This window comes from Rhodanobacter sp. FW102-FHT14D06, assembly GCF_043950705.1.
In the GTDB taxonomy this organism is placed as follows: domain Bacteria; phylum Pseudomonadota; class Gammaproteobacteria; order Xanthomonadales; family Rhodanobacteraceae; genus Rhodanobacter.
Map to the genome: position 1 here is coordinate 3,360,244 of NZ_CP170722.1, position 23,535 is coordinate 3,383,778.

Consider the following 23,535-nt stretch of genomic DNA (forward strand, 5'->3'; position numbering starts at 1 on the left):
TGGGTTGAACCCTTCCCGCGGACCCGGAGGCGGCTTGCGACGCCGGGGCGTGAGCATAGACCAGGAGGGAAGCGGGGCCAATCGCCAGGTAGCGTGGGTGTGGCACCCGGTTCGATGCGGGAATCAAACAGGGGCCGAGGCTGATCAAGTTCGATTGTCGTCCGCCACGGCAAGCCCCGCTGTTTCGTTGCACGTGCGTCAGGACCACTGCCCGTCCATGGGCTATCCGCCTGGACGTCACTCGGGCAGGGCTTGCCCCGATCCGCCAAGCTCGGCCGGGAAGTCTCTCAGCTTGGGCAAGCCGTCCTTCATCCGCAGCACGGTCTCGGCATAGTTCACGTGGACGGCGGGTACGAAGTCGAGATCCGGAATGGTGGCGGCGTAGACGTCGGTCAGGCCCAGCGTCGGATGGTCGGTCATCAGGTGCCCGCCGCATTGCTTGCAGAACTGGCGGTCGCTGGTTTCCGTCTTCTGGAAATGCCCGACGAATTCCGACCCCTTGGTTACCCTGACGCTGGCGGGTTTCCACAACGTGAATGCATTCACCGGTCCGGCCGACCAGGAGCGGCAGGAGCCGCAGTGGCAGTACCCCATTGCTTCGGGCGCGCCGGAGACCTCGATCTCCACGGCACCGCAGAAACAGCTACCCGTGTGCTTGTCTGTCATGTCGTTTCTCCAGCGTGTCGGTGGTGTTTCCCCTTGCCCTGATCGGGCGAATCATACGGCTGACGCGGCTCCGGGAGGGGCGAGGCAATCGAGTCGGCTCCCCCCGCTCGCCCGCTGCGGCTCTCTTCGGTGGCGAGGTGGCGTTGTCCTCACCGGAGCGTGCGCTGACTGATGCGACGGCGGAGGTTTTGGGAGGGCAGGACGATCATATCGTTTTTCATTGCGAATATATCGTTTTGCGATATATTGCGGTCACTAAACGATACGTGGAGAGCAGCGATGGGGGATTTTGCGGTGCTGGCGCTGCGCGCCGTGATTGCGATCGCGCTGGCGGGTTCCCTGGTGGTGCAGGGCGTGATCGCACCGTTGTTGTGGCATGACCTGGAATCGGCGCGCGCGGACGTGCGCATTCCGCTGGTGGTGATCGTCATCCTCGGCGTGTTGACGATGCAGGTGACTGCGGTCTGCATCTGGCGGTTGCTGACCATGGTCCGGCGCGGCACGGTGTTCTCGTCCGCGGCCTTCCGCTACGTCGACATCGTGATCGGAGCCATCGCGGCAGCCTCGGCGCTCACGTTCGGCATGGCGGTGGTGGCCGCGCACGCCAACCGCATCACGCCCGGCGACGAAATCGCCCCGGGCCTGATCGCCATGGTCTGCGGCGCATCGCTGGTGATCGCCGGCGTGGCGCTGATCGTGCTGGTGCTGCGGATGTTGCTGGCGCAGGCGGTCGCGCTGGATTCGCAGGCCAGGCAGCTCAAGTCCGAACTGGACGAGGTGATCTGATGGCCATCCTGGTGGACATCGATGTCATGCTGGCCCGCCGCAAGATGGCCGTCGGCACGCTGGCCGAGCACATCGGCATCACGCCCGCCAACCTGGCGGTGCTCAAGAACGGCCGTGCCAAGGCCGTGCGTTTCACCACCCTGGCTGCGTTGTGCGAGGTGCTGGAATGCCAGCCGGGCGATCTGCTGCGTTGGGAGCCCGACGACGCCGCCGGGACGTCGGTGCGCTGAAGAAGCGACACGGGCAATGTGCGTTCGTACTGCAGGAAAGGTCACGACGAATGGCCAGGTTGCCGGGACCAGGATTGAACGAAAGCGGTACGGCAGCTTCACGTTGTCGTGGAGGTGGTGTTCGTAGCATGGCCGGACTACTCCCGGGAGCATGTCATGGCCGATGAAAATGCCGGCAAGCAACTCGATCACGTGACTGACACGCTGGCGCAGCTCAAGGAGATGCGCCACTACGCCAAGAACAACGTGGAGCACCTGACGGCGATCTGGCTGTTATTCGACGGCGAATTGTCGAAGCTGAAGCAAACCGACAAGATCGACGACCTGATGAACCGCCAGGGCCAACTCCACGATGCGCTGGAGACGGTGATCGCCGATCTGGAGGCATTGCAGCAGAAACTGCAGCCGCCACCGGAGGGCGCGGCAGGCTGAGGGCCAGTTTCGCGCCCCGGTCCGGTGCTTGCGTACCGAAGGGGTATTACCACAGCAACAAGGAAGAGCTGCGTGCCTCCGGAGTACCGTCTGGAACCTTCACCACCGGTCGCGGCCTGAACGCCTTGCGGGAAGCCGGCTGGAAGCTGTGCACGTTGAGTTTCGACGGCAAGCTCACCCGGCGGGGACGGCAGTTGGATGGCTGCCTGGCACGGATGAGCTGAAGCGTCGGCCGCATGATCTGCAGCCTTCCCGGAGATCCTGTTCCGCCGAAGGCGCCGGCCGCCGAGGCGCCTCAACCGTCGGCGGCGTGCTTGCCGGTGAACACCGCCAGCTGCGCGGCGAACGCGCGCTTGTACGCGGGCCGCGCTTCACCGCGGGCGACATAGGCGGCGAGGTGCGGATATTCGGCGAGCATGCCGGATGGCTTCAGGCGCAGCAGCGTGTGGACCATCATGAGGTCGCCGGCGCTGAACGCGCCGTCGAGCCAGTCCGCATCGCCCAGCCGGACGGCGAGCTGGCCCAGCCGGTTGCGGATGCGATTCTTGATGAGCGGCAGCCGTTCTGCGGCCCATGGCTTGTCGCCTTCCAGGAACCTGGCGGTCTGCAGATCGAGGATCGGCGGCTCCACCGTGTTGAGTGCGGCGAACATCCACATGATGGCGCGCGCCCGGGCATTCACGTCGTCGGGCAACAGACCGGCGTGGTGTTGCGCGAGGTGGAGCACGATCGCGCCCGACTCGAACAATGTCAGCTCGCCTTCCTCGTAGGTGGGGATCTGCCCGAACGGATGCAGCGCCAGGTGGGCAGGCTGCTTCATCGTGCCGAACGAGACGAGGCGGACCTGGCAGGCTTGGCCCACTTCCTCGAGTGCCCAGCGCACGCGCATGTCGCGCGCGAGGCCCTGCCCGCGATCCGGTGAGCTTTCAAAAGCGGTGATGGTGGGGATCACGGCGAGACTCCGGGTGGGTACGCGATGTCATGTCGGGTGGCGGCAGCGCTCGGTTCGCTGCGCAGGCGGTGGGGGCAGCGCCTGCGGTTGAAACGCATCAGCCGCGCCGGGCCGCCTCGATCGCGGCGATGTCGATCTTCGTCATGTCCATCATCGCGTTGAACGCGCGCCGGGCGACGGCGGGGTCGGGGTCGCTGATCGCCGCCATCAGTGCGCGCGGGGTGATTTGCCACGACAGGCCCCACTTGTCCTTGCACCAGCCGCAGGCGCTGGGCTGGCCGCCGTTGTCGATGATCGCGTTCCACAGGCGGTCGGTTTCAGCCTGGTCGTCGGTCGCCACCTGGAACGAGAACGACTCGTTGTGCCGGAAGGTCGGGCCACCGTTCAGGCCCAGGCACGGGATGCCCATGACCGTGAACTCGACCGTCAGCACGTCGCCTTCCTTGCCGGAGGGATAGTCGCCTGGCGCCCGATGAATGGCGCCGACGGTGGTGTCGGGGAAGGTCTTGGCGTAGAACGTGGCGGCCTCCAGGGCAGCGCCGTCGTACCACAGGCAGATCGAGTTCTTGCTGGTCATGCGTGTTCTCCGGGTTGGGGGCGGCGGGGCTTGCATGATCTGCGACGAACGAGTGGCGGGCAGATCGACATCCCGCTATTCCGCCATGCGCGGCTGGCGACATCAGGCCATGTGCGTCGATGTGCCGTGGCAAACTGCGCGGACTGCGGCCGGTTGCGGCCCGACGAGTGCGAGGTCGATCGTTTTGCATCCGGACGTTGTGTCATGAACAGTCATCTGGAGACGGTGGCGTTTCCGCTCGGTCGCCGGGCGCGGCAATGGTTTGCCGAGCAGCAGTTCGACGCGGCGCGGGAGGCGCTGGAATCGCTGCTTCGGCAGGTCCCCGCCAACCCGTTCGTGCAGATGGATCTTGCGGCGGTGCTGCTGCGCTGTGGTCGCCTGGGCGACGCCGCGATCTTGATGCTCGATGTCGCGCAATCCGACGATCCGCAGCCGTCGCTGGACATCCAGTTGGCGCGCGGGCTTTCCGCTGCCGGCGAGGTCGTCGCGGCGCGATCCTGCCTGGACCGGCTGGAGCGGGCCGCGGATCTGCCGGCCATGCTGCTGGCCGAACAGGCCCATTTGCGCTGGGGCATGCGGGACATCCCCGCTGCGCGACGGATGATCGATCGCGCGGTCGCTGCAGGTGCCGACGCGCCGCGCGAACTCCATCTCCAGGCCATGCTGCGGCAGTTCGCCGGCGAAACCGACGAAGCGGGCCGCCTCCTGGATGCCTGCCTGGATCGCTGGCCTGCCTTCGGCGATGCGGCGCTGGCGCGGGCCAACCTGCGTACGCAGACGGCGCAAACCCACCACCTCGATTTTCTGCGCCTGCAGCTGCAGCGCCTCCCGGCCGACGCCGGAGCTCCCGCGCAACTGGCCAATCGCGCCGCGTTCGAGGCGGCCATGTTCAAGGAACTGGACGACCTGGGACGATACGATGAGGCATGGCCAGCGCTGCAGCGATGCAATGCGCTGATGCACCGGGTCAGGCCGTACGATGCGCAGGGCGAGACCGCGGTGGTGGACGCCTTGATCCGGGTTGCCGGTTCGCTGGGAAGGTCGGCGGCGCCGGGCGCGCAGCAGGAAGAAGGGCCGCAGCCGATCTTCATCGTCGGCATGCCGCGCTCCGGAACGACGCTGCTCGACCGCATGCTGTCCAGTCATTCGCAGGTGGCCTCGGCCGGCGAGATCATGGATTTCCCGCAACAGTTGCGCCGGGTCGCCGGGGTGGTCCCGCATGGCGCGGCAGGCACGCTGGCCGCGATCGAGCGCGGTGCGGAGCTGGACCTGGCCGATCTCGGTGCGCGCTATCTCGCGCAGACGCGCTGGCGGGCACCGGGGTCTCGCTACTTCATCGACAAACTGCCGACCAACATACGCATGGTCGCCCACATCCGCCGCGCGTTGCCGCATGCGCGCATCGTGCACGTGGTGCGCGATCCGCTGGAGGTGTGCTTCTCGAACCTGAGCATGATGTTCGGGAACCGGGCGGCGTACAGCTACGACCAGCGTGCCATGGTTCATTACTACGGCCAGTACCGCCGCCTGGCGCGGCATTGGCAAACCACGATACCCGATTCCATGATCGAAGTGGCCTATGCGGATCTCGTCCGCGAGCCGGGCGTCGCCTTGCGCAAGGTTCTCGACCATTGTGGCCTCGCGATGGAGGAAGCCTGCCTCCACCCGGAGCGGAACGCGGCGCCGGTGGCCACGCCCAGCGCCGCCCAGGTTCGCGAGCCGATCCACGGCCGGGGCAGCGGCCGCTGGCGCCCTTACGCGTCGCACCTGGACGTGTTGCGCGGGGCGGTGCTCGACATGCCGTGAGCTGCTGTGGCGCGGCGCGTATCGCGTCGCGAAGACGGGGCGGTGTTTCGAGGGCCTCGTGCGGCGCTTCGCGGCCTGCACTTTTGCGACGCAGCCCGGCTTTCCGCCACGTGCTACTGGCGGCGCTTGGAGATGTACATCGCGCGGTCGGCGTGCGCCAGCAGCGCCTCGGCGTCGGTGCCGTCGCGGGGGTAGCAGGCGATGCCGATGCTGGCGTCGGGGCGGAACGGGCCGTCGGGCAGGGTGCAGGGCAAGCCGAGGCGGGCGCGCAGGTCGTCGGCGATGGTGCGGGCGGCCCGGCTGTCGCGGCAACCCGGCAGCAGCGCCACGAACTCGTCGCCGCCGACGCGCGCCACCAGGTCGCCCTGGCGCAGGCCCTGTTGCAGCCGCTGACCCACTTCGCGCAGCACGCGGTCGCCGGTTGCGTGGCCGGCGCGGTCGTTGACTGCCTTGAATCCGTCGAGGTCGAGGTAGAGCACAGCCAGGCCAGAGCCGGTTTCCGCCGCGTTGGCGATGGCGTACTGCAGTTCGACGTGCAGGCGGTGACGGTTGGGCAGGCCGGTCAGCAGGTCGTGGGTGGCGCGATGTTCCAGTTCGCGCTCGTTGCGGCGCAGCTCGGTGACTTCGTGGGCCACGCCGATGCGCACGCCGTACTCCGGCAGCCAGCGTGCCGACCACTGGATGTCCACGCTGTGGCCGTCGCGGTGGATGTAGCGGTTGCGGAAGTGGCGTTGCAGTTCGCCGGCCATGACCTGTCCGGCTTGCCGCAAGGTGGCCTCGCGGTCTTCCGGATGCACCAGTTCGAAAATGCGCCGGCCGAGCACCTCGGCTGGTGCGTAGCCGAGTATCCGTTCGAAGCTCGCGTTGACGTAAAGCAGGCGTCCCTCCGCATCGACCACGCAGACCGCATCGGGCATCAGGTCCAGCACTTCGGCGAGCGGGGGAAGCTTGGCAATCATGGAGTGGCGTGCGGTCTTCGGGCATTACCGGTTGGCTTGCAGTATGGCCAACCGGGCAGGCCGAGGCTACCCGTCGAACCGCCGGGAACGGAAGGCGCGGGTTCGGCGGCACTCAGCCTGGCAGGCTGACCACCGGCACGAAGCCGCCGAAGATCATCCGCTTGCCGTCGAACGGGCAGTTGGCGGCTGCCTCCATGCGCGGGTCCTTCATGATCTTCTCCATGCCGGCGTCGCGGGTGGGCTTGTCGGGCCACTCGATCCAGGAGAACGCCACCGCTTCGTCCGGCTTCGCCTGCACCGCGCGGCGGAAATCGGTGAGCTTGCCGTCGGGCACGTCGTCACCCCAGCACTCCACGACGCGGAGGGCACCGACCTCAAGGAAGATCGCGTCATAGGTGCGGGCGTGGGCGATGAACTGCGCGCGATTGGCCTCGGGTACGGCGATCACGAAACCGTCGATGTAGGACATGAGCGGACTCCTGCGGAGGACACGGCCGGGATGGCCGGTCTGCCATCGTGCGACGAACGAGCGGGCGCGGAATCGACGCCTGCGGCGAAGCGGGCCGATACAATCGGCGGACCACTTGCGACCGGGCAGCACGAGCATGCGCAGTTTCGACGATCTCCACGACGGGCACTGGCAGGCCGCGCTGCTGGACGCCTCGTATGGCAACGTGCGGCTGGTGTTCTCGCGCGCCGGCGCCGGCGAGATCCGTCAACTCGCCCTGCCGGCGGAGAACCTGCGCGTGGCCGAGGACGAGCTGGCCACGATGGACGATGCCCGGTTGCGCCAGCTGCTGGGCGAGTCCGAGCCGTGGGCGTAGCGCACGAGACGGCTCGATGCCGGGACGTCGAACCCTGCACTTTTTTTGCGGGCGGTTTGCCGGTACGGTTGGCGTTCGAGGGGGACAGGGCATGCTGATGCGGGCGGGAGAACCTGGGAAGGGGATGCGGCGGCGATTCTTGTCGCGGCCCGGCACGCTGGCCGTGGCGGCACTGTTCTTGTTGGCTTTCATTCTGTCCGAGGGGTGCGCCATGGGGTTGTCCAGTCCGCTGGTGCTGTTTTCCGAGGTGCATGGCACGGTGCTGAGCGGCGGCAAGCCGGTGCAGGGCGCCGAGCTGGTGCAGGAAGTGGTGTGGTCGGACAACAAGAACGACGTGCCGCCCGCACACACGCTCAGCGATGCGCAAGGCCGCTTCCACTTTCCGGTGGTGGAGCATCGCCCCGGCGTGCTGCGCGCGGTGCCGCACCAGCCGGTGGTGCTGCAGAAGATCACCATTCGCCACGAAGGCCGCGACTACACCGCCTGGCGGCACACCCGGAATTCCTACGAGCCGAATGCGGAGCTCGACGGCAAGCCGCTCAACCTGGAATGCGAGCTGACCCGCGCGCCCGATTTCGAGGGCACGCACTACGGTATCTGCAAGGCGATCTGAGCCGGAAGCTCAGTTGACTGGAAGCAAGCGGGGAGGGATGGGGATGTCGAATGATCTTTCACCGGCGCAGGCCGCCGAGATTGCGGACAGTGCGTACGCGTTGCGCCTGTCCACCGACATGGTGGATGCGGCGACCGCCGCGCCGACGGCGCGCGAGTCGTTCGACCTGCTGGGCGGCACGCGGCTGACCGGTTCGACCGGCCTGGGCAGCTCGCCGATCAGCCAGCGCACCGGCTTCGGCTACGTGGCGCGCGGCAGGAACGCGCGCGAACGCGAGCGCCTGGTCTCGATCCGCGGCACCTTCAAGACCAGCGCCTACGACTGGCTCAGCAACCTGCGCATGGCCGGCGTCGCCGGCCCCAGCGGATACATCGTGCACGCCGGTTTCTGGGCGGCGGCGCAGACCTTGCTGCCGCAGATCCGCCAGGCGATCGGTTCGCCGGCCGAGGTATCCACGATCCACGTGGTGGGCCACAGCCTCGGTGGCGCGATCGCCACGCTGGTGGCCGACAGCCTCGGCGACCTCGGCTGCAAGCTGCAGCTGTACACCTTCGGCGCGCCCCGCGCCGGGTTGGAGCCGCATGCGCAATACCTCACCCGGCGCCTGGGCGCCGATGCGATCCACCGCGTGTACCACGATACCGACCTGGTGCCGATGGTGCCGGTCTACCCGTACAGCCACGTGCCCTGGCGCGACACCGCCTACCGCATGAAGGGCCCGGGCAAGCTGGTGTCCATCGAGGCGCACTTGATGCCGCAATATCGCCGCTCGGTCGGCGACGCCGCCTGGCGGGCGCTGCCGGTGCTGCAGGAAGGGCCGGACAGCTTCGAGCAGGCCGAAGCCTGGCTGGGCGTGGCCGCCGCGGTCGGCGGGCCAGGCATGATGCTGTCGGCGACCGCGCTGCGTTGGATCCTCCGCGCGCTGGACTGGATACTCTCCGCGCTGGGCCACGGCGCAGGCCTGGCGGTGCTGGGCGGCGCCACCATCCTGGACACGCTGGCGCGGCTGCTCTACTCCGGCGCGCTGCAGTCGCTGCGACTGGCGGCGATGATCCGCAACCTCATCACCGCGATCATGCGTTTCATGGGCCGCGCCGTGGCAGCCACGGTCAACATCACCGTGGCCTTTGTGGAGTACGTGCTGGGCATGCTGTTTCGCGTGGTGTCCACGATGGCCCGGCAGGCAGTGGACGTGCTGCTGCGCTGAAGCGGTCAGCGGAGGTGGGCGAACAACATCGCGATATAGGCGCCCACCAGCGTGGCACTGAAGACCACCAGCGCCTTGTGCAGCCACTCGCGCGAAGTCCACGCGCCCAGCAGGGAGCCGGCAATGAAAATCAGCTGGAAGCCTGCATCCAGCGTCCGGGGCAGGGCGCCGTGGAGCATCCAGCTCTTGCCGAGGCTGATCACCAGCAAAAGCACCAGCAAGGTATAGAACCAGCGGTGGTTGGCGTAGTAATGCCGGCGCAGGTCGACCGGTTCACCCGCAGTGATGTCCGGCAGGACCAGCCCGGCCAGCAGGTACAACGGCACGGTTTGCGCCAGCAGCACGGAGAAGCCGAGGAAGCTCCAGTCCTGGCGCAGGCGCAGGTCGTACATGGCCCACCAGACTTGCACGTCGAGTACCAGCAGCAAGATGGCCCACGCCAGCGAAGGCCAGTACATCGTCGCGCTGGAGCGCGCCAGCATCAGGCCGCGCAGACCCTGCAACACCTGGGTGATCGCCAGGCCCACGATGATCGAGAGCAAAACGGACAGGTAGCTGAAAGCATCCATGTTCGATCCGGGCCGGTGTGGATTTGCGCAAACGCACTTTGCCCGAGCAGCTCGGCTCGCGCCAGCGATCAGCCGGCTTGCCCGGTTTCTCCGCCGCGATGCGGCAGCTTCCAGTCCGGCCGGATGAAGTGGCAGGTGTAGCCGCCGGGGTAATGCTGCAGGTAGTCCTGGTGCTCGGGTTCGGCCTCCCAGAAATCGCCGGCGGGGGCGAGTTCGGTCACTACCTTGCCCGGCCACAGGCCACTGGCCTCGACATCGGCGATGGTGTCGAGGGCCACCTGCCGCTGCGCCTCGCTGGTATGGAAGATCGCCGAGCGATAGCTGCTGCCGCGGTCGTTGCCCTGGCGATTCGGCGTGGTCGGGTCGTGGATCTGGAAGAAGAACTCCAGCAGCCGGCGATAGCTGATCCGCGCGGGATCGAAGATGATCTCGATCGCCTCGGCGTGGTTGCCGTGATGACGGTAGGTGGCGTTCGGCACGTCACCACCGGAATAGCCCACGCGGGTAGACAGCACGCCGGGCTGCCGGCGGATCAATTCCTGCATGCCCCAGAAGCAGCCACCGGCCAGGAGCGCGCGTTCGCTGGTCGGGTTCATGCGTCGTCCCTCGCGTGGTCGAACAGGTGGAGAAACTCGCCGTAGCCCTCTTTCTCCAGCTGTTCCAGCGGAATGAAGCGCAGCGAGGCAGAGTTGATGCAGTAGCGCAAGCCGCCGCTGGCGCGCGGGCCGTCGGGGAAGACGTGGCCCAGGTGGCTGTCGCCGTCGCGCGAGCGCACCTCGGTGCGGAGCATGCCGTGGCTGGTGTCGTGCTTCTCCACCACGCGCTCGCCCTGCACGGGGCGGGTAAAGCTGGGCCAGCCGCAGCTGCTGTCGAACTTGTCCAGCGAGCTGAACAGCGGTTCGCCGGAAACGATGTCGACGTACAGGCCGGGCGCGGCGTGCGCGTTGTAGAGATTGTCGAACGGGCGCTCGGTGGCGGCCTCCTGGGTGACCCGGTATTGCTCGGGCGTGAGCCGGGCTAGCGCTTCGGCGGTCTTGCGGTACTTCGACATGGGAGCCTCCGGGGATGGTCGACCTGCACGCTGGCGAGCAGCGGGCGTTGCTGACTACATGGGGTTCGTCGGAGGCGTGCCAAGGTTACTCCCCGGCGATCAGATGACGGCCAGCGGTTCGGCGTCCAGCACGAACGCCAGGGCATCGCTGCAACGCGCGTCGACCTTCAGGCTGAGCAGCGCATCGGCGCGCGTGCGGCCGAGCGTCACCGCCGCCACCGGCTTGCCGGCCCTCGCCGCGGCCTGCACGAAACGGTAGCCGGAATAGACCATCAGCGAGGAGCCGACCACCAGCACGCCACCCGATGCGTCGAGCGCCTGCGTGGCCGCTTCCACGCGCCCGCGCGGCACGCCCTCGCCGAAGAACACCACGTCCGGCTTCACGATGCTGCCGCAGCGAGGGCACGGCGGCACGGCGAAGCGGGTGAAGTCCTGGCCGTCCAGGTCCGCGTCGCCGTCGGGGGCGATGGTGGCGTCGAGGTGTTGCCAGGCCGGGTTGCGTTCGACCAGCTGCTGCTGGAATGCATCGCGCGGCAGGCGCCAGTCGCAGGCCATGCAGCGCACTTCGTCGAGCCTGCCGTGCAGGTCGACCACGCGCTCGCTGCCGGCGCGCTGGTGCAGGCGATCGACGTTCTGGGTGACCAGCAGCTCGATGTGCCCGCGCCGCTCCAGTTGCGCCAGGGCCAGGTGCGCAGGATTCGGGCGCGCTTGCCCGAAGTGCGGCCAGCCGATCAGGCTGCGCGCCCAGTAGCGTTGGCGCGTGGCGTGTTCGTGCATGAAGGCCTGCAGCGTCACCGGCGGGGGGCGCTTCCACTCGCCCTCGCGGTCGCGGTAGTCGGGAATGCCGGAGTCGGTGCTGACACCGGCGCCGGTCAGCACGAACAACCGCGGGTGGGTCTCGATGAATTGCTGCAGCGGAGTCATGTCATGCGAGCCGGGTGACGCGCCGAAAGCGAACGCCCGAGCATAGCCGCCCCGCGGCGCTTGCCGCGGGTGCCCTCAGTGATGGTCAGGCTGCCACCGCCTCGGGTTCGACCGCCGCCGCCACGGGGCTGCGGATGATGTGGTCGAACGCGCTCAGCGCGGCGGTGGAACCGGCGCCCATCGCGATCACGATCTGCTTGTACGGCACCGTGGTGGCGTCGCCGGCGGCGAACACGCCGGGCACGGAGGTCTGGCCGCGTTCGTCGATGACGATCTCGCCGCGGGGCGAGAGTTCCAGCGTGCCCTTCAGCCACTCGGTGTTCGGCAGCAGGCCGATCTGCACGAAGATGCCTTCCAGTTCGAGCGTGTGCATCTCATCGCTGACGCGGTCCTTGTAGACCAGCGCGCTGACCTTCTGTCCGTCGCCCAGCACCTCGGTGGTGAGCGCGCTGACGATGATGTCCACATTGGGCAGGCTGCGCAGCTTGCGTTGCAGGACGTCATCCGCGCGCAGCTTGCTGTCGAACTCGATCAACGTGACGTGGCTGACGACGCCGGCCAGGTCGATCGCCGCCTCGACGCCGGAGTTGCCGCCGCCGATCACCGCCACGCGCTTGCCCTTGAACAGCGGGCCGTCGCAGTGCGGGCAGTAGGCCACGCCCTTGTTGCGATACTGGTCCTCGCCGGGCACGCCCATCTGCCGCCAGCGCGCGCCGGTGGCCAGGATCACCGTCTTCGACTTCAGCGTGGCGCCATTGGCCAGTTGCACCTCGACCAGACCGCCGGGTGCGGTCGCGGGCACCAGCTTCTCGGCGCGTTGCAGGTTCATGAGATCGACGTCGTAGTTCTTGACGTGTTGCTCCAGCGCCGCGCCCATTTTCGGGCCTTCGGTGTAGTCGACCGAGACGAAGTTCTCGATCGCCATGGTGTCCAGCACCTGGCCACCGAAGCGCTCGGCCGCCACGCCGGTGCGGATGCCCTTGCGCGCGGCGTAGATTGCCGCTGCGGCACCGGCCGGTCCGCCACCCACCACGAGCACGTCGAACGCTTCCTTGGCCTTGATCTTCTCCGCTTCGCGGGCGCTGGAGCCGGTGTCGATCCTGGCCAGGATCTGCTCCAGGCTCATGCGGCCCTGGTCGAACAGCTCGCCGTTGAGGAACACGGTGGGTACCGACATCACCTGGCGCGTCTCGACCTCGTCCTGGTACAGCGCGCCGTCAATGGCGACGTGCTGGATGTTCGGATTGAGCACGCTCATCAGGTTCAGCGCCTGCACCACGTCGGGGCAGTTCTGGCAGGAGAGCGAGAAATAGGTCTCGAACCTGTATTCGCCATCGAGGCTGCGCACCTGCTCGATCAGCTCGGCCGCCGCCTTGGACGGATGTCCGCCGACCTGCAGCAGGGCCAGCACGAGCGAGGTGAATTCGTGGCCCATCGGGATGCCGGCGAAGCGCACGCCGATGTCGGTGCCAACGCGGTTGATAGCGAACGAGGGTTTGCGTGCTTCGCTGTCGTCGCGGCGCAGGCTGATCTTGTCCGACAACGTCGCGATCTCCCGCAGCAACTCGTCCAGCTCGCGCGACTTGGCGCCGTCATCCAGCGCTGCGACCAGCTCGATCGGTTGCGTCAGCTTTTCCAGGTAGGACTTCAGTTGGGTCTTGAGGGCTTCGTCGAGCATGGCGAACACTCCGAAACGGATAAGGAGGATGCGGGAGGCTTGTGGCAGCGGCCGGCGCCATGGGGAGGGCCGACCTGACGGAGGGAGGGGCAGGCCGGACGCAGGCCGCTGGCACAAGCATCCTGTGCGGAGCCCGGGCGCACCGCGGCGCCCGGGTCCGTGACATCGTTGCAGCGAAAACTCAGATCTTGCCGACCAGGTCCAGCGACGGCGCGAGGGTCTTCTCGCCTTCCTTCCACTTGGCCGGGCAGACCTCGTTCGGATGGGCGGCGACGTACTGCGCGGCCTTGACCTTGCGCAGCAGTTCGGACGCGTCGCGGCCGATGCCGCCAGCGGTGATCTCGACGATCTGGATCTTGCCCGCGGGATCGATCACGAAGGTGCCGCGATCGGCGATGCCGTCGGCCTCGATCAGCACATCGAAGTTGCGCGAGATCTGGTGGGTGGGGTCGCCGACCATGGTGTAGTTGATCTTCTTCACCGCGTCGGAGGTGTCGTGCCACGCCTTGTGCGCGAAATGGGTGTCGGTGGAGACCGAGTAGATCTCGACGCCCAGCTTCTGGAATTCGGCGTAGTTGTCGGCCAGGTCCTCCAGCTCGGTCGGGCAGACGAAGGTGAAGTCGGCCGGATAGAAGAACACCACCGACCACTTGCCCTTCAGGTCGGCTTCGCTGACTTCGATGAACTTGCCGGCCTTGAGGGCCTGGGCCTTGAACGGTTTCACTTCGGTGTTGATCAGGGACATCTGCTTGGCTTCCCGTGGTGGTTGGACAACGAAAGGAATGCTACGAGCCCGTCGCCAATTTATCTAATTGATTGTTGGCATGGATTTGATTGGCTGTAGCTATCGGCTTGACGGTACTGTGCAGATGCGGGCGAAGCAGCCGGCTTCAAGCCCTTCGAGCCGCAGCGGACGGGCTTACGGGGCCGTCGTCGCGAAACGGTCGCGCAGCTGGTTGTCCACCACCGTGGCGGTAACGATGTCGCTGCCCACGTTCACCGTGGTGCGCATCATGTCGAGCACGCGATCGACGCCGATGATGATGCCGATGCCCTCGGGCGGGATGCCGAAGGTGGCCAGCAGGCCGGCGATCATCGGCAGCGACCCGCCGGGAATGCCGGCCACGGCCACCGCGCTCAGCACCGACAACAGCATCAGGATGGCCTGGTGGGTCAGGCTGAGTTCCACGCCGAACGCCTGCGCCACGAACAGCACCACGCAGCCCTCGAACAGGGCGGTGCCGCTCATGTTCATGGTCGCGCCCAGCGGCAGCACGAAGCCGGCGGTGCTGGGGTTTAGCTTCAGTTCCTCCTGCGCCACCGCCAGCGAAGCGGGCAGGCAGGCGTTGCTGGAGCTGGTGGAGAAGGCGGTGATCAGCAGGGCGCGAATCTGCCGGAAGTACACCAGCGGCGAGCGCTTCGCCAGGAAGCGCAGCCACAGCGACATGGTGCCGAACAGGTGCAGCGCCAGTGCCACGGTGCAGCCGATCACGAATACCGACAGCGCCAGCAGTACATCCACGCCGACCTTGACGATCACGCTGTAGATCATCGCCGGCACCGCGTACGGCGCCAGCTCCAGCGCAAAGCCGACGATCCTGGTCATCAGGTCGGTGATGGTGTCCAGCGCCACCTGCACGCGCTTGCGCTCCTTCTCGCGCAACTGGGTGGCGGCGGCGCCTACCAGGATTGCGAACAGGATCAGCGGCAGCACGTCGCCGAGCGCATTGCGGCTGGGACCGGCCACCGCGCCGACCAGGTTGCGCGGCATGAACATCTCCACCAGCGTGCCGAAGCTCATGCTCGGCTGGGCCGCCCTGGTGTCGATCGTCTTCTGCGCACTGCTGCCGTACTCCTGCATCAGCTGGGCGCGCGCCTGCTCGTCCAGGTGATGGCCGGGCTGCACGGTGTTCATCATCACCAGGCCGATCGCCACGGCGATGCCCATGTTGAGGAAGAACAGCAGGAACGTACGTCCGGCGAGCGGGCCGAGCCGGTCCAGCCGGCCGAGCTGGGCCACGCCCGAGGCCAGCGAGCTGAACACCAGCGGGATCACCACGAAGAACAGCATGCGCAGGAAGATCTGCCCGAACGGGTCGAACACGGCCCCGGAAATCTTCTGCATCAACGCCAGGGTGGGCGGATGCCACTGGCCGATGCCGAGCGTGACCACGGCGGCAACCACGCCGATCACCAGGCCCCAGAGGATGCGTTTCGCGAGAGGAGTCGATGTGCTCATCGGACCGAATGTACGGGGCCGTGGCGGATTCGTCACGCGAGAAATTGCGATCGGCTGCCGGGCTGGTGCCCGCGGCCGGCGCGGGGGTGCCAGAAGGTCCAATCCCGGCCGTTGGCGCGGTGGGCTAAAATGGGCGTTTTCAAGGGAGGCCACATGACAAAGTCAGCATCCCCGGGTGCCCGTTTTCGCGCAGCCGTCGCCGCCGAGCAGCCGCTGCAGGTCATGGGCGCGATCACCGCCTACGCCGGCCTGATGGCCAAACGCGTGGGCTACCAGGCGCTGTATCTGTCCGGCGGCGGCGTGGCCGCCAATTCGCTGGGCATGCCGGACCTGGGCATCTCGACGATGGAGGACGTGCTCACCGACGCGCGCCGCATCGTCGATGCCACCGGCCTGCCGCTGCTGGTCGACATCGATACGGGCTGGGGCGGGGCGTTCAACATTGCGCGCACGATCCGCTCGTTCGAGCGCGTCGGCGTGGCGGCGGTGCACATGGAGGACCAGGTCGGCCAGAAGCGTTGCGGTCACCGTCCGGGCAAGGAAGTGGTGTCGAAGGACGAGATGGTCGATCGGGTGAAGGCCGCGGTCGATGCACGTACCGATCCGGGCTTCGTGATCATGGCGCGCACCGACGCGGCTGCGGTAGAGGGCATCGATTCCGCGATCGAGCGCGCGGTGGCCTATGTCGAGGCCGGCGCCGACATGATCTTCCCCGAGGCGATGAAGACACTGGCCGACTACCGCCAGTTCAAGGCGGCGGTGAAGGTGCCGATCCTGGCCAACCTCACCGAGTTCGGCTCCACCCCATTCTTCACCACCGACGAACTGCGCGACGCCGGCGTGGACATCGCGCTGTATTGCTGCGGTGCCTACCGGGCGATGAACAAGGCCGCGCTCAACTTCTACGAAACGGTGCGTCGCGAAGGCACGCAGAAGAACATCATCGACACCCTGCAGACACGCGAGGAGCTGTACGACTTCCTCGGCTATCACGCCTACGAGGACAAACTCGACGCGCTGTTCTCGCACAAGAGCTGACCACCACTACGGTAGGCGCCCGCGAGCAGGCTCCTGCAGGAATCAAAAGCACCAACCCGCACCCTGGAGATTTCCGATGAGCGAACAAGTCCTGCCCAAGGCCAAGAAGTCCGTCGCCCTGTCCGGCGTGGCCGCGGGCAACACCGCGCTGTGCACGGTCGGCCGCAGCGGCAACGACCTGCATTACCGCGGCTACGACATCCACGACCTGGCCGCCAAGGGCTGCTTCGAGGAAGTCGCCTACCTGCTGGTGCACGGCGTGCTGCCGAACTGGACCGAGCTGCAGAACTACAAGGCCAAGCTGAAGCGCCTGCGCGGCCTGCCGGCACCGGTCAAGGCCGCGATGGAACTGCTTCCCGCATCGACCCACCCGATGGACGTACTGCGCACCGGCTGCTCGGTGCTCGGCACCGTGCTGCCGGAGAAGGACGACCACAACGTCACCGGCGCGCGCGACATCGCCGATCGCCTGATGGCCAGCTTCGGCTCGATGCTGCTGTACTGGTACCACTTCAGCCACAACGGCAAGCGCATCGAGGCCGAAACCGACGACGAATCGATCGCCGCGCACTTCCTGCACCTGCTGCACGGCCGCAAGCCGAGCGAGCTGCACGCGCAGGCGCTGGACAAGTCGCTGGTGCTGTACGCCGAGCACGAGTTCAACGCCAGCACGTTCAGTGCCCGCGTCATCGCCGGCACCGGCTCGGACCTGTACTCGGCGATCACCGGCGCGATCGGCGCGCTGCGCGGTCCCAAACACGGCGGCGCGAACGAGGTGGCGATGGAGATCATCGCGCGCTACCGCAACGCCAATGATGCGGAAGCCGACATCCGTGCCCGCGTCGAGAAGAAGGAAATCATCATCGGCTTCGGCCACCCGGTCTACACCGTGTCCGACCCGCGCAACGAGATCATCAAGGAGATCTCGCGCAAGCTGTGCACCGATGGCGGCAACCCGACCCTGTTCGACGTCTCCGAACGCATCGAGAAGGTGATGGGCGAGCTGAAGAAGATGTTCCCCAACCTCGACTGGTTCTCGGCCAGCACCTACCACATGATGGGCGTGCCGACCGCCATGTTCACGCCGCTGTTCGTGATCGCGCGCACCGCCGGCTGGAGCGCGCACGTGATCGAGCAGCGTCAGGACGGCAAGATCATCCGCCCCAGCGCGAACTACACCGGGCCGGAAGACCTGGCCTACGTGCCGATCGACAAGCGCTAGGAAGCAGCAGGCAAGGTGGCGGGGAGCCAAACGGCTTCCCGCCTGCCTTGCGCCCGGGTCCGATTTTCAGGGCTCGTCGTCGACGTGGCGCAGCAGGTCGCCGGGCTGGCACGCCAGTGCCGTGCAGATCGCGTCGAGCGTGCTGAAGCGTACGCCTTTCACCTTGCCCTGCTTGAGCAGGGACAGGTTTGCTTCGGTGATGCCGACCGCCGCGGCCAGGTCCCTGGATTTCATCTTGCGCCGCGCCAGCATGACATCCAGTTCGATGATGATCGGCATCAGACGAACGCCCGGTTCTCCTCGGCGGCGCGTGCCCCCTCGCGCACCATTTCGGCCACCGCATAGGCGAGGATGGCGGCGGTGAGCGCGCCCAGGAAGCCGATGCCGAGGCTGAGCTGGTATTGCGGGATCTGGGTGGCGGCGACCAGTCCGGCGGCAAACCCTCCGATGAGGTTGACCAGCAAGGCGTGACCCAGCCACGAGAAGCACCGTGCGACGACAAAGTTCAGCGGCGACGGTGCGCGCAACGCCTTGCCCAGCCGACGCAGGCAAACGATCGGCGCCATCCCGGCCACCAGGGCCAGCAGCAGGGCCGCCGAAAGTACGGCACCGTCGAAAGAAGCTCTCGGCAGCAGGTGCCAGCGTTCAAGCAGTTGCTGCGCCGAGCCGGAGTCCATCCGGGTCATGCCGCTGACTTGCCAGAACAGGAGCGCCAGCAGCATGCAGCCGCCCACGGTACAGAAGGCGAGGATGCTGGCGAACGACATGATGTCGTTGGCACGCCGCTGGATGCGTGTCGTCTGCGCATGGGCGGGCTCGGTGGCGGGGCGAAGGGATTCGGTGCGGGTGGCAGACGACATGGGAGGTTCCTGGGCGGCAGATAGTTATCGTATTACGATAATTATATCTGCGCAAGAACATCGGCCGTGCGCGACAGCGCGCTGTCGCCTTGGTTGAATCGCGTAAGGTCCGGAGAAGGCCGGCCGGCGAGGCCGCGCCTATGCGCCGGCTTGCCGCAGTCGCCGCCGGCGACGCTGGACCAGCCAGCCGCCACCGCAAATGACCAGGATGGCCAGGACGTCGAGGCCATACGCGGCCCAGGCGTGGGCGTCGAACCACCCGCTGAGCAACTGGTCGTGGGCGATCATGCGGCCGGCGGTGATCGCAATCGCGGCGGCGCCGATGTACATGATGATCGGGAAGCGGTCGATCAGCTTGAGGATCAGGGTCGAGCCCCATACCACCAGCGGCACGCTGACCAGCAGGCCGATGATGACCAGGCCCAGGTGGCCCTTGGAGGCGCCGGCGATCGCCAGCACGTTGTCCAGCCCCATCAACGCGTCGGCGACGATGATCGTGCGCAGCGCGCCCCAGAACGTCTTGCCGGCCTTGATGTCCGGGCCGTCGTCGTTGCCGTGATTCAGCAGCTGCCAGGCTATCGGCAGCAGCAGCAGGCCGCCGGCGAGCATCAGGCCCGGCAGCTTGAGCAGGAACACCACGATGGCGGTGAGCGCGAAGCGCACGGCCACGGCGCCGAAGGTGCCCCAGAACACCGCCTTCTTCTGCAGATGCTTCGGCAGCCGGCTGGCGGCCATGGCGATGACGATGGCGTTGTCGCCGGCCAGCACGAGGTCGAGCAGGATGATGGTGAGCAGGCCGGAGAGAAAATCGGGAGCAGCGAGGGTCATCGGGGGTTCCATGCGCGTCGAACAATGCGGCAGCCATGGACGCGCGCGGCCCATGCCCGCCACAAAAGTCTTGTTCGCAGGATGACTGCCGGACGACCGGAGCGAAACCTCGCTCGTGCTGACGATCGTCGCATCGCGGAAGGTGGACTTGCCGCGAGAACTACTCCCTTCTGGGCTGGCGGCGATTGTCACGGCCCGGGCGCGGTGCGGTCAAGCAACGCGTTCGACGACAGTCGGCTAAAATGGCGGTTTTCCCTCGCCACGAGATCCCGCCATGAGTGCGCACGACATCCGTTCCGCCGTCCGTCCCGATCCCGACCAGCCGCTGGTCGATATCGCCGATTACGTGGTCGATCACCAGATCGATTCGCGGGAGGCCTACGACACCGCGCGCTACATGCTGCTGGACTCGCTGGCCACCGCCATGATGGCGATGAAGTTTCCGGAGTGCGTGAAGCACCTCGGCCCGCTGGTGCCGGGCGCCACGCTGCCGGGCGGCGCGCGCGTGCCGGGCACCAGCCACGAGCTGGACCCGGTGCAGGCGGCGTTCGCGATCGGCACGCAGATCCGCTGGCTGGATTTCAACGACACCTGGCTGGCGGCCGAATGGGGCCATCCGTCGGACAACCTCGGCAGCATCCTGGCCGTCGGCGACTACCTCAGCCGCAAGGCGGAGCGCGAAGGCGGCCAACCGCTGAGCGTGCGCGACGTGCTTGGCTACGCGATCAAGGCGCACGAGATCCAGGGCTGCTACGCGCTGCTGAACGGCTTCAACCGGGTCGGCCAGGACCACGTGATCCTCGTGCGACTGGCCTCCACCGCGGTGGCCACCGCGATGCTCGGTGGCAGCAAGGAACAGATCATCACCGCCGTGTCGCACAGCTGGATCGACAACGGCGCGTTGCGCACCTATCGCCATGCGCCGAACACCGGTCCGCGCAAGAGCTGGGCCGCCGGCGATGCCTGCCGTCGCGCGGTGACCCACGCGATCAATGCGGTGTATCGCGGCGTGGTCGGGTATCCGTCTGCGCTGTCGGCAAAGACCTGGGGCTTCTACGATGTGGCGTTCGGCGGCAAGCCGTTCGAGTTCGAGCGCCCGTTCGGCAGCTACGTGATGGAGAACGTGCTGTTCAAGATCAGCTATCCGGCCGAGTTCCATGCGCAGACTGCCGTGGAATGCGCCATGCAGTTGCATGGCGAGGTGGCCGGCAAGCTCGATCAGATCGAGAAGATCGTCATCGAGACGCAGGAAGCGGGTTGCCGCATCATCGACAAGACCGGCCCGCTGGCGAACTATGCCGATCGCGACCACTGCATCCAGTACATGGTCGCCGTGCCGCTGATCTTCGGCCGCCTGGTGGCCAGCGATTACAACGACGACGTCGCCGCCGACCCGCGCATCGACGCACTGCGCGACAAAATGACGGTGGTGGAAAATACGCAGTTCACCCGCGACTATTTCGATCCGGCCAAGCGTTATATCGGCAATTCGGTGCAGGTATTCTTCAAGGACGGCAGCCATACCGGCAAAGTGTCCGTCGATTATCCGATCGGTCACCGCAAGCGCCGGGCCGAGGGCATTCCCGTCTTGCTGCAAAAATTCGAGGCGGCCATACGCAGTCATCTGCCGGCCCATCGGGTCAAGGCGATCATGGATGCCACGCGCGATCCGGCGCACTTGGACTCCATGCCGCTGCATCAGTTCCTGGGTCTCTTCACATTGTAGGCACGTCCGTCATGGAACATTCGGTTCGGTCGGAGATGAACCACTGCGTGGCGGCGAGTCGTTTAGCCAGTTTCGCCGCTCTGTGAAGGGATTGGCCCGGCACGATCACTTACCTGAATGATGTTGCACCGAATGGTTGCGAAAGCGTACGCGACGCAACTGCTACTTAACGTTTTTGCTACAATGCGGGTCGCTTGTCCAGGACACGCCAAGCGCGGGCCAGTAGGGCCTTGAATCGAGTTAAGTTCTGACGTGCGACTTTCTGGTATGGGTCGAACGGACTCAAATTTTAATAATCGAGGAGACACCTGATGAAACGTAAGGGCTTGTATTTTCTGATCGCGCTCGCCCTGGGCGGCGTAGGTGCCGTTCATGCGCAGGACACGGCTGCGGCACCGGCCGATGCCTCGAGCAGTGAAACCGCCATCTCGTCCTATGACGGGCGCTGGTATATCGCGCCGACGGTGGGGGGCTACGTCAACGACACCGAGCGCGATACCAATAGCCGCCAGATCTACTACGGCCTGGGTTTTGGTCGCTTCTTCTCGCCCAACATGTCGCTCGATTTCTTCGTCGACCGCACGAAGCGCAAGATGGACAAGGGCCCGGCCCTTGGCGGCGGTCACAGCAGCGATTCCTGGGCCAGCACCAATGTTGGTGCGGCTGCCCGGTTCTATGCCGGTGACTGGAATGCATGGCGCCCCTACGGCATGGTCGGCGTGATGGGCAGCCATCACCAGAACAAGCTGGACAATGGCTGGGCGCCTGCTGCACAGATCGGCGGCGGCGTGTCCAAGATGGTCACCGACAGCACCAACATCCGGTTGGAAGCGGGCTATCGTTTCGACTGGGACAAGGACACCCATCCCGCCAACAGCAGCTATGGTGACTGGTTCCTCGGCTTGACCGTTGCCTCGCGCTTTGGTGCGCCTGCCGCCGCTCCGGCGCCGGTAGCGGCACCGGTTGCACCCGCGCCGGCCGACTGCTCCACCCAGGACAGCGACCAGGACGGCGTGAACGATTGCGAGGACAAGTGCCCTGCCACCGCCGCTGGCACCATCGTGGGCCCGGATGGTTGCGCGCAGAAGGTGGTGATCGACCTGCGTGGCGTGAACTTCAAGTTCGATCGTCCGAAGGCCGGTGAAACCGACATCTCCAAGTCGCTCGCCGAGCCGACGGCCGATTCGATCTCGGTGCTGAACCAGGCCGTCGACACCTTGCAGCGTTACCCGCAAGTGCACGTGACCGTGGCCGGCTACACCGACTCGAAGGGCACGGACGCGTACAACCAGAAGCTGTCCGAGCGTCGCGCCTCGATCGTCTACAACTACCTGACCAGCCATGGCATCGATGCCAGCCGTTTGGAAGGCCCGATCGGCCACGGCGAGAGCAACCCCATCGGCGACAACGAAACCGATGCGGGCCGTGCGCAGAACCGTCGCACGGAGCTGCAGGTTCAGCAGTAAACGAACCGCGGTAGCTAACAGGGAAAAGCCCGGCTTCGGCCGGGCTTTTTTTGTCTTCGCCGGCGATGATTCTTGTTGCCCCGCGGCCCCGACCTATACGCTTGCACGATGTCCCGTCCTTCTTCCTTCCACCCGGCGCGCGCGACCGGGCCGACTCCGCCGTCGTGCTACGGGCTTGCCCGCGTGCTGTCCAAACTGGGTGTGTGCTCGCGCAGTCAGGCCGAGCAGTGGATTCGTGCGGGCCGGGTCAGTGTGGGCGGGCGGGTCGTCCGCGACCCCCAGCATCCGACCCTGATCGACCGCCAGGGGATCGCCATCGACGGCGAAGCCGTGGGCCGGGCCACGCCTGTCCACGTGGCCTTCAACAAGCCGCGCGGCATCGTGGTCAGCGCGGCCGACGAGCATGGTCGCGCGACGGTCTACACCGCGCTGGCGGCCGCCGGGCTGCCCTGGCTGGGTCCGGTCGGCCGGTTGGACAAGGCCAGCGAAGGACTGTTGCTGCTGAGCAACGACACCCGTTGGGCGGCTGCCATCACCGACCCGCTGACGCATCTGGAGAAGACCTATCACGTCCAGGTCGCGGGGCTGCCGGATGCTGCGGTGCTGGCCGCGATGCTGGCGGGCGTCGAGGATGCCGGTGAACGCCTGAAGGCGCGCCGCGTCACGCTGCTGCGTGCGGGCGCAAAGAATGCATGGCTCGAAGTGGTGCTGGACGAAGGCCGCAACCGACATATTCGCCGGCTGCTGGCGGCGCTGGGTTTCGACGTGATGCGGCTGATCCGGGTGGCGATCGGCCCGCTTGCGCTTGGCGAACTGGCGAAGGGCCAGTGGCGCCGGCTGGAAGAGCACGAGGTGCGTTCGCTGGCGGCGAAGCGGCCGTGA

The 23,535-nt window shown here is 66.7% G+C and carries 27 protein-coding genes; 12 read left to right on the top strand and 15 right to left on the bottom strand.

What is annotated here, in order from left to right; all coding sequences use genetic code 11:
• Nucleotides 1–237: 237 nt before the first annotated feature.
• Nucleotides 238–666: a GFA family protein gene (locus tag ACFCQI_RS15150; RefSeq protein WP_395118041.1), complete on the bottom strand. Its 429-nt coding sequence runs from the start codon at nt 664–666 to the stop codon at nt 238–240.
• Nucleotides 667–945: 279 nt separating this feature from the next.
• Here ACFCQI_RS15150 and ACFCQI_RS15155 point away from each other — a divergent pair, with 279 nt between their 5' ends.
• From ACFCQI_RS15155 to ACFCQI_RS15165, 3 genes are all read left to right on the top strand, one after another.
• Nucleotides 946–1,452: a DUF2975 domain-containing protein gene (locus tag ACFCQI_RS15155; RefSeq protein WP_395118043.1), complete on the top strand. Its 507-nt coding sequence runs from the start codon at nt 946–948 to the stop codon at nt 1,450–1,452.
• The gene (locus tag ACFCQI_RS15160) at nt 1,452–1,682 is read left to right on the top strand and encodes a helix-turn-helix domain-containing protein (RefSeq protein WP_395118045.1); all 231 of its coding nucleotides are present in this window, start codon (nt 1,452–1,454) and stop codon (nt 1,680–1,682) included. Before ACFCQI_RS15155 ends, ACFCQI_RS15160 begins: the two co-directional genes overlap by 1 nt.
• Before the next feature lie 156 nt (nt 1,683–1,838).
• Nucleotides 1,839–2,114, top strand: coding sequence for a hypothetical protein (locus ACFCQI_RS15165; protein WP_395118047.1), 276 nt, complete (start codon nt 1,839–1,841; stop codon nt 2,112–2,114).
• A 295-nt stretch (nt 2,115–2,409) separates the two neighbouring features.
• On the opposite strand, the gene ACFCQI_RS15170 is transcribed toward ACFCQI_RS15165, so the two are convergent.
• Nucleotides 2,410–3,066 carry a glutathione S-transferase family protein gene (locus ACFCQI_RS15170; RefSeq protein WP_395118049.1) on the bottom strand — a complete coding sequence of 219 codons (657 nt, stop codon included), beginning with the start codon at nt 3,064–3,066 and terminating at the stop codon, nt 2,410–2,412.
• A 97-nt stretch (nt 3,067–3,163) separates the two neighbouring features.
• Nucleotides 3,164–3,643: a VOC family protein gene (locus ACFCQI_RS15175; RefSeq protein WP_395118051.1), complete on the bottom strand. Its 480-nt coding sequence runs from the start codon at nt 3,641–3,643 to the stop codon at nt 3,164–3,166.
• Between the two features lie 204 nt (nt 3,644–3,847).
• Here ACFCQI_RS15175 and ACFCQI_RS15180 point away from each other — a divergent pair, with 204 nt between their 5' ends.
• Complete coding sequence (locus ACFCQI_RS15180; protein ID WP_395118052.1) at nt 3,848–5,449, top strand: tetratricopeptide repeat-containing sulfotransferase family protein; 1,602 nt, start codon at nt 3,848–3,850, stop codon at nt 5,447–5,449.
• A 113-nt stretch (nt 5,450–5,562) separates the two neighbouring features.
• Here ACFCQI_RS15180 and ACFCQI_RS15185 read toward each other — a convergent pair whose 3' ends face one another.
• Both ACFCQI_RS15185 and ACFCQI_RS15190 read right to left on the bottom strand, forming a co-directional pair.
• Nucleotides 5,563–6,408, bottom strand: a complete 846-nt coding sequence (locus ACFCQI_RS15185; RefSeq protein WP_395118054.1) for a diguanylate cyclase domain-containing protein — start codon at nt 6,406–6,408, stop codon at nt 5,563–5,565.
• Nucleotides 6,409–6,520: 112 nt separating this feature from the next.
• Nucleotides 6,521–6,877 (bottom strand): DUF1428 domain-containing protein, encoded by a 357-nt coding sequence (locus ACFCQI_RS15190; protein WP_395118056.1) that lies wholly within the window; start codon nt 6,875–6,877, stop codon nt 6,521–6,523.
• A gap of 136 nt (nt 6,878–7,013) precedes the next feature.
• Here ACFCQI_RS15190 and ACFCQI_RS15195 point away from each other — a divergent pair, with 136 nt between their 5' ends.
• The 3 genes from ACFCQI_RS15195 (at nt 7,014) to ACFCQI_RS15205 (ending at nt 9,052) form a co-directional block, all read left to right on the top strand.
• Nucleotides 7,014–7,232: a hypothetical protein gene (locus ACFCQI_RS15195; protein ID WP_395118058.1), complete on the top strand. Its 219-nt coding sequence runs from the start codon at nt 7,014–7,016 to the stop codon at nt 7,230–7,232.
• A gap of 211 nt (nt 7,233–7,443) precedes the next feature.
• On the top strand, nt 7,444–7,845 hold the full coding sequence (locus ACFCQI_RS15200) for a DUF6795 domain-containing protein (RefSeq protein ID WP_395118060.1): 402 nt from the start codon (nt 7,444–7,446) through the stop codon (nt 7,843–7,845).
• A gap of 43 nt (nt 7,846–7,888) precedes the next feature.
• Nucleotides 7,889–9,052, top strand: a complete 1,164-nt coding sequence (locus ACFCQI_RS15205; protein WP_395118062.1) for a lipase family protein — start codon at nt 7,889–7,891, stop codon at nt 9,050–9,052.
• Between the two features lie 5 nt (nt 9,053–9,057).
• On the opposite strand, the gene ACFCQI_RS15210 is transcribed toward ACFCQI_RS15205, so the two are convergent.
• The 7 genes from ACFCQI_RS15210 to ACFCQI_RS15240 all read right to left on the bottom strand — a co-directional run bounded on the left by ACFCQI_RS15210 (nt 9,058) and on the right by ACFCQI_RS15240 (nt 15,513).
• On the bottom strand, nt 9,058–9,621 hold the full coding sequence (locus tag ACFCQI_RS15210; protein ID WP_395118064.1) for a hypothetical protein: 564 nt from the start codon (nt 9,619–9,621) through the stop codon (nt 9,058–9,060).
• 68 nt (nt 9,622–9,689) lie between these two features.
• Complete coding sequence (msrA, locus tag ACFCQI_RS15215; protein WP_395118066.1) at nt 9,690–10,217, bottom strand: peptide-methionine (S)-S-oxide reductase MsrA; 528 nt, start codon at nt 10,215–10,217, stop codon at nt 9,690–9,692.
• Nucleotides 10,214–10,672, bottom strand: a complete 459-nt coding sequence (gene msrB, locus ACFCQI_RS15220) for a peptide-methionine (R)-S-oxide reductase MsrB (RefSeq protein WP_395118068.1) — start codon at nt 10,670–10,672, stop codon at nt 10,214–10,216. The genes msrA and msrB overlap by 4 nt, the downstream gene beginning before the upstream one ends.
• Before the next feature lie 99 nt (nt 10,673–10,771).
• Nucleotides 10,772–11,596 (bottom strand): NAD-dependent protein deacetylase, encoded by an 825-nt coding sequence (locus ACFCQI_RS15225; RefSeq protein ID WP_395118070.1) that lies wholly within the window; start codon nt 11,594–11,596, stop codon nt 10,772–10,774.
• An 85-nt stretch (nt 11,597–11,681) separates the two neighbouring features.
• A complete protein-coding gene (gene ahpF, locus ACFCQI_RS15230; RefSeq protein WP_395118072.1) occupies nt 11,682–13,274 on the bottom strand; it encodes an alkyl hydroperoxide reductase subunit F in 1,593 nt (530 codons plus the stop codon).
• A 181-nt stretch (nt 13,275–13,455) separates the two neighbouring features.
• Nucleotides 13,456–14,019, bottom strand: a complete 564-nt coding sequence (gene ahpC, locus ACFCQI_RS15235) for an alkyl hydroperoxide reductase subunit C (protein ID WP_395118074.1) — start codon at nt 14,017–14,019, stop codon at nt 13,456–13,458.
• Nucleotides 14,020–14,193: 174 nt separating this feature from the next.
• Entirely contained in the window at nt 14,194–15,513 is a 1,320-nt protein-coding gene (locus ACFCQI_RS15240) for a dicarboxylate/amino acid:cation symporter (protein WP_395118076.1), read from the bottom strand.
• A 153-nt stretch (nt 15,514–15,666) separates the two neighbouring features.
• Here ACFCQI_RS15240 and prpB point away from each other — a divergent pair, with 153 nt between their 5' ends.
• Both prpB and prpC read left to right on the top strand, forming a co-directional pair.
• A complete protein-coding gene (gene prpB / locus ACFCQI_RS15245) occupies nt 15,667–16,551 on the top strand; it encodes a methylisocitrate lyase (RefSeq protein ID WP_395118078.1) in 885 nt (294 codons plus the stop codon).
• Between the two features lie 76 nt (nt 16,552–16,627).
• On the top strand, nt 16,628–17,773 hold the full coding sequence (prpC, locus tag ACFCQI_RS15250; RefSeq protein WP_395118080.1) for a 2-methylcitrate synthase: 1,146 nt from the start codon (nt 16,628–16,630) through the stop codon (nt 17,771–17,773).
• Nucleotides 17,774–17,839: 66 nt separating this feature from the next.
• Here prpC and ACFCQI_RS15255 read toward each other — a convergent pair whose 3' ends face one another.
• From ACFCQI_RS15255 to ACFCQI_RS15265, 3 genes are all read right to left on the bottom strand, one after another.
• Entirely contained in the window at nt 17,840–18,052 is a 213-nt protein-coding gene (locus ACFCQI_RS15255; RefSeq protein ID WP_395118082.1) for a helix-turn-helix domain-containing protein, read from the bottom strand.
• Nucleotides 18,052–18,633 (bottom strand): hypothetical protein, encoded by a 582-nt coding sequence (locus tag ACFCQI_RS15260; protein WP_395118083.1) that lies wholly within the window; start codon nt 18,631–18,633, stop codon nt 18,052–18,054. Before ACFCQI_RS15260 ends, ACFCQI_RS15255 begins: the two co-directional genes overlap by 1 nt.
• Before the next feature lie 138 nt (nt 18,634–18,771).
• Nucleotides 18,772–19,461, bottom strand: coding sequence for a TerC family protein (locus ACFCQI_RS15265; RefSeq protein ID WP_395118085.1), 690 nt, complete (start codon nt 19,459–19,461; stop codon nt 18,772–18,774).
• A 274-nt stretch (nt 19,462–19,735) separates the two neighbouring features.
• On the opposite strand from ACFCQI_RS15265, the gene ACFCQI_RS15270 reads away from it, so the two are divergent.
• The 3 genes from ACFCQI_RS15270 to ACFCQI_RS15280 all read left to right on the top strand — a co-directional run bounded on the left by ACFCQI_RS15270 (nt 19,736) and on the right by ACFCQI_RS15280 (nt 23,535).
• Nucleotides 19,736–21,187 carry a bifunctional 2-methylcitrate dehydratase/aconitate hydratase gene (locus tag ACFCQI_RS15270; protein ID WP_395118087.1) on the top strand — a complete coding sequence of 484 codons (1,452 nt, stop codon included), beginning with the start codon at nt 19,736–19,738 and terminating at the stop codon, nt 21,185–21,187.
• A 311-nt stretch (nt 21,188–21,498) separates the two neighbouring features.
• Nucleotides 21,499–22,653, top strand: coding sequence for an OmpA family protein (locus ACFCQI_RS15275; protein WP_395118089.1), 1,155 nt, complete (start codon nt 21,499–21,501; stop codon nt 22,651–22,653).
• 108 nt (nt 22,654–22,761) lie between these two features.
• Nucleotides 22,762–23,535 carry a pseudouridine synthase gene (locus ACFCQI_RS15280; protein WP_395118091.1) on the top strand — a complete coding sequence of 258 codons (774 nt, stop codon included), beginning with the start codon at nt 22,762–22,764 and terminating at the stop codon, nt 23,533–23,535.